Below are 6725 nucleotides of genomic sequence, written 5' to 3'. Positions count from 1 at the left end.
GATATCTACCCGCCGCGTCCTGCTCCGACCCCGCGGCAGCAACGAGTTAATCTCACTCAGCCGCGCTCGACGAGCTCAACGACCGACCCAGCCTATGCCTCCGTCCCAAACAAAAGCATTGAATCAGGCTCCAAAGCGAAAGTTGATCAAGTACACAGCCCAGGCCTTTGGCTGATCACCTTCTCGGTGGCAGGCGATCAATGAACTGGGCGGTGAAGCTGTCGAGCTGGAAGTTGTGCTCGTCCCAATCGACCCACGACAAATCATAGTCGCCACCCAACGCGCTCGCCATCTCTCCCAAGACTGTATGCCAGTCGATGCCTTGCGAATCGTACAACACGCGGTTGAATCCAGCCGGATCATTTTCGTAAAGGACATGGTTGTGCCAACCGTTTGACGCGGCGAGCAGGTACATGTCGAGGAAACTCGCCGTAATGCCGGGCAACCGCTGTTCCCAATCGCGGGGAATGTAAATGAACTGCGGAAACGACCCGACAAACTGGGCCGAGCCGATGACACGGTCGTCAAGTGCGGCACAGAATTGGGTTGCCCAGCCGCCGCCCGAGATACCCGCCATGTAAAAGTCCATCGTCGGATAGTCTGCGCGGAGCGTGTTCATCACGATGCTCGCCGGACCCGCCCAACTCTTCAGGGGGGTTTGGTTTTTCTCATGGTCGCCGGGCGAGCCCGCAGTGTCATCGCCGACCGAACTGTCAGGTAGCGGCAGCACGATCACCCGGATCCCCATGTTAATGAGAAGCTGTGAGATCCTCGGCACATTATACGCCCAAATGCCTGCGGAGTGTCCAATCCAGACCAGCACCGCGATGTCGTTGCGAAGGCCCGAGGCGGGGGTCAGCATACGGGGCCGCAGCGTGTACCCGGGGATCGTCATCTTTTGAAATGCGGCAAGTCCTGTCACGCCGTCAAAACGAACTGCCGAGGCACTCTCCGCCGCCAAGGTCGCAACGTCGGTGGGGATACGCGCACCGGAAAACACTTCTGCAATCAGCTTATTGCGCGCGGCGTCGCGCTGGGACCGGTTCGTGATCTTGGGATATTGCGGCTGTTCGACCCGCGTCTTGCTATAGCAATAATCTCGAATCACGTCCCGCTGAGCGTCGGTCAGCACCTCATCGGCGGCTATGATCGAATAATATCCCAAATGACCGAAACTACCGACGGCTTCGCTGCCCACCTGTCTTGCGCCGATCAGAAACTTACCGGCCATGGGCCCAAGTGTAGTAGCAGTGGCGCTCACATTACCCGGCGCGTTGTTGACCCATGTTGTCGCGGTGACATCATTCCCCGGATTGCGTAGCTCTACCACATGCGGCGTCTTCCACATGATGCCAGGAATGCTCGTCACCATAACCGGCGAACCCATTCGCCAAACCAGTTCCCCCATGCCGTTGATCGCGAAAAAGCCCCCGTCGTCACGGTTCACATCGGTGTTCGAAGCCGATTGGAAAGTGATGATGCCGTTTGAGTATGTGTCGGTCAGAACCCGGATGCCGGTGAACATGTTCAACTGCGCAAGGTCCAGCGCTAGACCGTCGAGTTCCAGATAATCGTCGACGCCATCGGTTTCGAGCCAGTAAAGACCGTCCGTCTGCCGCAAAATCGGTCGTCGGTTGTCAGCGCTGGTCGTGAACCAACCGCCCTTCGTCCCCTTATTCTTGATCGACCCGATGGGGTCACCGACCGCGACAGGCGTTGTCGCGCTCTCCCCCGTTCGCTCTTGCCGCATGCTGGTCAGGTCCGAGGGATCGAGCCAAACGGCAGCAATTGGCGGCAGCGCCGGCGACGGACTGGGAGAGGGCGATGGAGACGGAGCGGGAGATGGCTCCGGTGTCGGTGTTGGTGAAGGAGTGGAAATGGTCCCGCTGCCACTCCCCTTCCCGCACGCAGCGACCCCGAGCGCCCCAATGAGAGCCAAACTTTCTCGCCGAGTAAGGAAGTGCACGCCCATTCTCTCCGGAGCCCCTGAACAGACTCATTTTGCGGTTGGTCGATGACATCGCTCGCGTGATTGCCAACGTTGTCCGACCGGAACGATCCGGGAACGGAATTCCTTATCGCACTTGCAGGGGGTCAACACCCGACTGTCGTCGACGATCGCGTCTCGAACCCAGTCGATAGGAACGCAAAAAGCCGCAGAAGGCTCCCCCCCTGCGGCTTTTTGTATGGCGCGCGGTCCCGGCCTTTGCCGGGGCTGCGGAAGATCGGCTGGCGCCGGTCTTACTTGATCTTCGCTTCCTTGAACTCGACATGCTTGCGCACGACGGGATCATACTTCCGGAAGCTCAGCTTCTCGGTCTGGTTGCGCGGGTTCTTCTTGGTCACATAGAAAAAGCCGGTGTCAGCGGTGCTGACGAGCTTGATCTTGACGGTAGTCGGCTTGGCCATCGCCCGGGTCCTGCAAAAATCAAAAACGAATAAAGCGGCCGCGCGCTGGCAGGCCGCTGTCAGGAGGGGGCGCATGCCGGTTTGATGCAGCGATGTCAAGCGCAGGGAAGGATTCGGCGTGGAACACAGCGCCCTTCCCGCTTGCCCGGATCACCTGGTAGCCACTGTTAGCGAGTTGTTCACCATGTTGTCGCACGCTGCAGGCATGAGATGAAGCGATGCGGGAGCCGGGCATGACGGGCGGACAGAATTGGGTGCTGACCAACGAACTGCACCAGCGAATCGATTCGATCGGCGCGCGCGCCGCCCGCGCCGCCACCTCCGACCTTGCCGCCGATCTCGACGCGATTCGCCGCATCGCGATGGCCAATGGCCTGACCCCTGCGGTGTGCATCGTCCATGCGATCGAGTCGGCGCTGGCGTCGGGTCAGCGCGGGCCGATGATCGCGGACGGGCTGTCGCTGCTGCGCGACGCGGTGGCGTGCGGTCGCACCGATTCGCGGACCGACGCGGCCTTCGCGGCGGCTTGCTCGATCCGGCTCGCCAGCTAGAAGGGCGTTCATGGAGGCGGTGGTCCCTGCGTTCATCGCCGCGTTGCTGGTCCAGGCCGGGGACCGCTCGGCCTGGCTCGTCGCGATCCTGGCCGATCGTTATGGCCGCCCGTTCACCGTCGCCTTTGCCGCGTTGCTCGCCCATGCCGGGGGAAATGCCATCGCCGCGACCGGCGCGCTGCTGATCGCCCCGCTGCTCACCCCCAATGCCAAGCAGCTGCTGCTCGCGCTCGCGCTGATCTTTGCGGCGATGGGGGCATTATGGCGACTGAAGCCCCCTGACCGGCTGGAGCGCTGGCGGCTGGGTGCGTTGCTGACGCCGCTGCTGGGCGTGTTCACCCTCGCGCTGGGCGATACGACGCAGTTCTTCACGCTGGCGCTGGGCGTGCGCGGGCCGACGCCGTGGTTTGCCTTTGGCGGGGCCTGTGCCGCGATCTTCGTCGTGCATCTCGCCGCGGCACTGATGGGCGAGCTGAGCTGGCGGCAGCTGCCGATCCGCGCGTTTCGGATCGGCTTCGGGTTCGTGGCGCTGCTGGCCGGTGCGGTCGTGGGGGCGGGTGCGCTGCGACTGATCTAGCCTGTCAATTAGCCTGATCGGGCAATTGCGCGCGCGCCGATGGACCCCAAATGGCAGAGAGTCGTTTCATCTCCGACTCAACCCGCCAATGAGGGACACCGACATGGCCGATACCGCCAATAACCTGAAGACGCCGACCGATCTGAACCGCAACGACACCAAGAGCGTGGCCGACGCGCTGAACGGCATCCTGGCCGACAGCTATGCGCTGTACCTCAAGACCAAGAATTTCCACTGGCACGTGTCGGGGCCGCATTTCCGCGACTATCACCTGATGCTCGACGAGCAGGCCGCGCAGATCCTGGCCACCACCGATGCGATTGCCGAGCGGGTGCGCAAGACCGGCAACACCACGCTTCGCTCGATCGGCGACATTGCGCGCCGCCAGACGATCAAGGACAATGACGCCGATTTCGTCAGCGCCGACCAGATGCTGGCCGAACTGCGCGAGGATAACCTCAAGCTGGTCGAACTGCTGCGCGAGGCGAAGGACATTGTCGACGACGCCAAGGATAACGCCACCAGCGGCATCCTGGATGACTGGACCGACCAGGCCGAGGAGCGCGCCTGGTTCCTGTTCGAGACCAGCCGCAAGGGGTGAGAGATCGCGAGCCGGGCCGCGATGCTGTCCGGCGACGATCCGGATTTTGGGAATAATGGCGCACCCGAAGGGATTCGAACCCCTGGCCTCTGCCTTCGGAGGGCAGCGCTCTATCCAGCTGAGCTACGGGTGCGTGGGATGCAGCGCCTAGCAAAGCCGCGCGACCGACGCCAGCGTTAAACGGCGGGTGGCTGCCAACCCTTGGGCGCGGGCGTTTTCGGCTTGAACGCGCACAGATCGGCCACGGGGCAGCGCCAGCATTCGGGCGTGCGCGCCTTGCAGATGTAGCGGCCGTGCAGGATCAGCCAGTGGTGTGCGTGCAGGCGGAAGGGTTGGGGCACCGCCTTTTCCAGCTTCTTCTCGACCGCCAGCGGGGTCTTGCCGCGCGCAAGGCCGGTGCGGTTGCCGACGCGGAACAGGTGCGTATCGACTGCGAAGGTTTCGTGACCGAACGCGACGTTCATCACCACATTGGCGGTCTTGCGCCCGACGCCGGGGAGCTTTTCGAGCGCGTCGCGATCCTCGGGCACCTGGCTGCCATGCTGCGCGATCAGCGCTTCGGACAGCGCGATGACGTTCTTGGCCTTGCTGTTGAACAGGCCGATCGTCTTGATGTGCTGCTTGAGGCCGTCCTCGCCCAGCGCGACCATCTTTTCGGGGGTGTCGACTTGCGCGAACAGGCGTCGGGTCGCCTTGTTGACCCCGGCATCGGTCGCCTGCGCCGACAGCACGACGGCGACGAGCAGCGTGTAGTCATTGACCGATTCGAGTTCGGTTTCGGGATGCGGATTGGCCGCGGCCAGCCGCTCGAAAAAGGCGAAAACGTCGGCGTTCTTCAAAGGCCCAGCACCGCGTCCATCGTGTAGCGCCCGGCCGGCTGGTGCGCGAGCCACAGCGCGGCGCGAACGGCTCCACGGGCAAAGATCGCGCGGTCCTGCGCATAATGCGCCAGTTCGATGCGTTCGCCTTCGGTCGCGAGGATCACATTGTGGTCGCCGACGATGCTCCCGCCGCGCAAAGAGGCGAAGCCGATCGTCCCCTCCGCGCGCGCGCCCGACAGGCCGGCGCGGTCGGCGACACGCACTTCGCCCAGCGCGACGCCGCGCCCGGCGGCGGCCGCTTCGCCCAGCATCAGCGCGGTGCCCGAGGGCGCGTCGAGCTTGTGCCGGTGATGCGCCTCGACAATCTCGATATCCCAGTCGGGGCCGAGCCGGGTCGCGGCCTCCCGCACCAGCCGCGCGAGCAGCACGACGCCGAGCGAGGTGTTGCCGGTCTGGAGCACCGCGATGTCGCGCGCGGCCTCGTCGATCGCGGCATGGTCCGCGGCGGTGAGGCCGGTGGTGCCGATCACGATCGGGGTGCCGGCATCACGTGCGGCGGCGAGGTGGACGCCAAGCGCCGAGGCGGTCGAGAAATCGACCAGCGCATCGGCGGCGCGGGCCAGCTCCGCCGGATCATCGCCTGCATCCGCACCGCCGGCCAGGCGCACGCCTTGCACGGCCAGAATGTCGCGGATCGCGGTGCCCATGCGGCCGAGGCTGCCGTAAATGCCGATACTGGTCATGCGCCGTGCTTGGCGGGGCAAGCGCGCGACTGCAACAGGGGAAATGTTGCGGGATCGTGCGCCTCAGCTTTTCGCTTGCGGGGGCGGCGGTTGGTGGCAAAGCGGACGGCGATGTTCCTTCGCTCGCTCCTGCTCGCCGCCGCCCTGATCACGCCCGCCGCCGCTTCCCCGGAGCAGTTGTTCGAGGATGTCCGCATCCTCGCCGCCGACGACATGGCCGGGCGGCTGGTCGGCACGCCGGGATCGGCCAAGGCGCGCGCCTATCTGGTCGCGCGGATGCGGGGAATCGGGATCGAGCCGTTCGGGGACGGGTTTGAACAGCCGTTCACCGCGAAGCACAAGGATCAGACGCTCAACGGCATCAATCTGGTCGGGCGGATTCGCGGGACCGGGAGCAGCGACCGGGTGCTGGTGATTGGTGCGCATTACGACCATTTCGGCACGCGCGACGGCAAGGTGCTGAATGGCGCCGACGACAATGCATCTGGAGTCGCGACCCTATTGGCGATCGCAGCGGACTTTGCGCGCAGCCGGCCGACGCATGACGTGATCTTCGCGCTATGGGATGCCGAGGAGCAGGGCATGTATGGCGCGCACGCGTTTCTGGAGCAGCCGCCGGTGCCGATGGAGCGGATCGCGCTGAACCTCAACCTCGACATGATGAGCCGCAGCGACACGGGCGAGCTCTGGATCGCCGGGGCGCATCATTACCCGTTTCTGCGTGCGCGGTTCGAGGCGCTGGCGGGTTCCGCGCCGGTCACGCTCAAGATCGGGCATGACGGGCCGCCGTGGAAGGGCAGCGACGACTGGACCGCCGGGTCGGACCATTATGCATTCCACCGCCGGGGCATCCCCTTCGCCTATCTGGGGGTCGAGGATTATCCCGACTATCACCAGCCCGGCGACGATTTCGACGCTATCCCCAAGGACTTTTTCGCGCGATCGGCGGCGACGGCACTGCTGGCGGCGCGGATGTTCGATCGGGAATTGGGGGTGATTGCGAAGGAGGCCGGGCGCTAGACG

8 protein-coding genes and 1 tRNA gene are annotated in these 6725 nt (G+C 64.4%); 4 read left to right on the top strand and 5 right to left on the bottom strand.

Going from position 1 to position 6725, the window contains the following annotated elements; translation table 11 throughout:
* Positions 1–175: 175 nt before the first annotated feature.
* Positions 176–1750: a hypothetical protein gene (locus AX681_RS01635; RefSeq protein WP_066664928.1), complete on the bottom strand. Its 1575-nt coding sequence runs from the start codon at positions 1748–1750 to the stop codon at positions 176–178.
* A 491-nt stretch (positions 1751–2241) separates the two neighbouring features.
* Positions 2242–2409 carry a 50S ribosomal protein L33 gene (gene rpmG, locus AX681_RS01630; protein WP_066664926.1) on the bottom strand — a complete coding sequence of 56 codons (168 nt, stop codon included), beginning with the start codon at positions 2407–2409 and terminating at the stop codon, positions 2242–2244.
* A 233-nt stretch (positions 2410–2642) separates the two neighbouring features.
* Between rpmG and AX681_RS01625 the strand changes: the two genes are divergently transcribed.
* The 3 genes from AX681_RS01625 (at position 2643) to AX681_RS01615 (ending at position 4138) form a co-directional block, all read left to right on the top strand.
* A complete protein-coding gene (locus AX681_RS01625; protein WP_156442951.1) occupies positions 2643–2960 on the top strand; it encodes a hypothetical protein in 318 nt (105 codons plus the stop codon).
* Positions 2961–2970: 10 nt separating this feature from the next.
* Complete coding sequence (locus tag AX681_RS01620; protein ID WP_066664922.1) at positions 2971–3537, top strand: TMEM165/GDT1 family protein; 567 nt, start codon at positions 2971–2973, stop codon at positions 3535–3537.
* A 103-nt stretch (positions 3538–3640) separates the two neighbouring features.
* Positions 3641–4138 carry a Dps family protein gene (locus tag AX681_RS01615; RefSeq protein WP_066664918.1) on the top strand — a complete coding sequence of 166 codons (498 nt, stop codon included), beginning with the start codon at positions 3641–3643 and terminating at the stop codon, positions 4136–4138.
* A 56-nt stretch (positions 4139–4194) separates the two neighbouring features.
* Here the strand turns inward: AX681_RS01615 and AX681_RS01610 are convergent.
* From AX681_RS01610 to dapB, 3 genes are all read right to left on the bottom strand, one after another.
* Positions 4195–4271, bottom strand: a tRNA-Arg gene (locus tag AX681_RS01610).
* A gap of 43 nt (positions 4272–4314) precedes the next feature.
* Entirely contained in the window at positions 4315–4977 is a 663-nt protein-coding gene (nth, locus tag AX681_RS01605; RefSeq protein ID WP_066664915.1) for an endonuclease III, read from the bottom strand.
* On the bottom strand, positions 4974–5702 hold the full coding sequence (gene dapB, locus AX681_RS01600) for a 4-hydroxy-tetrahydrodipicolinate reductase (protein WP_066664912.1): 729 nt from the start codon (positions 5700–5702) through the stop codon (positions 4974–4976). The genes nth and dapB overlap by 4 nt, the downstream gene beginning before the upstream one ends.
* 111 nt (positions 5703–5813) lie before the next feature.
* Here dapB and AX681_RS01595 point away from each other — a divergent pair, with 111 nt between their 5' ends.
* Complete coding sequence (locus tag AX681_RS01595; protein WP_197422069.1) at positions 5814–6722, top strand: M20/M25/M40 family metallo-hydrolase; 909 nt, start codon at positions 5814–5816, stop codon at positions 6720–6722.
* The last annotated feature ends 3 nt before the right edge of the window (positions 6723–6725 follow it).

Source organism: Sphingomonas sp. CCH9-E2 (assembly GCF_001557215.1).
Classification (GTDB): domain Bacteria; phylum Pseudomonadota; class Alphaproteobacteria; order Sphingomonadales; family Sphingomonadaceae; genus Sphingomonas.
Note: the sequence above shows the minus strand (reverse complement) of the source record. Positions and strands in the feature narration are given on the sequence as shown.

What these genes read in the sequence shown, in the direction of transcription:
- AX681_RS01615 (WP_066664918.1), top strand. Translation starts at nt 3,641, where the DNA reads ATGGCCGATACCGCCAATAACCTGAAGACGCCGACCGATCTGAACCGC.
- rpmG (WP_066664926.1), bottom strand. Translation starts at nt 2,409, where the DNA reads ATGGCCAAGCCGACTACCGTCAAGATCAAGCTCGTCAGCACCGCTGAC.
- AX681_RS01625 (WP_156442951.1), top strand. Translation starts at nt 2,643, where the DNA reads ATGACGGGCGGACAGAATTGGGTGCTGACCAACGAACTGCACCAGCGA.
- AX681_RS01620 (WP_066664922.1), top strand. Translation starts at nt 2,971, where the DNA reads ATGGAGGCGGTGGTCCCTGCGTTCATCGCCGCGTTGCTGGTCCAGGCC.
- AX681_RS01595 (WP_197422069.1), top strand. Translation starts at nt 5,814, where the DNA reads ATGTTCCTTCGCTCGCTCCTGCTCGCCGCCGCCCTGATCACGCCCGCC.
- AX681_RS01635 (WP_066664928.1), bottom strand. Translation starts at nt 1,750, where the DNA reads ATGCGGCAAGAGCGAACGGGGGAGAGCGCGACAACGCCTGTCGCGGTC.
- dapB (WP_066664912.1), bottom strand. Translation starts at nt 5,702, where the DNA reads ATGACCAGTATCGGCATTTACGGCAGCCTCGGCCGCATGGGCACCGCG.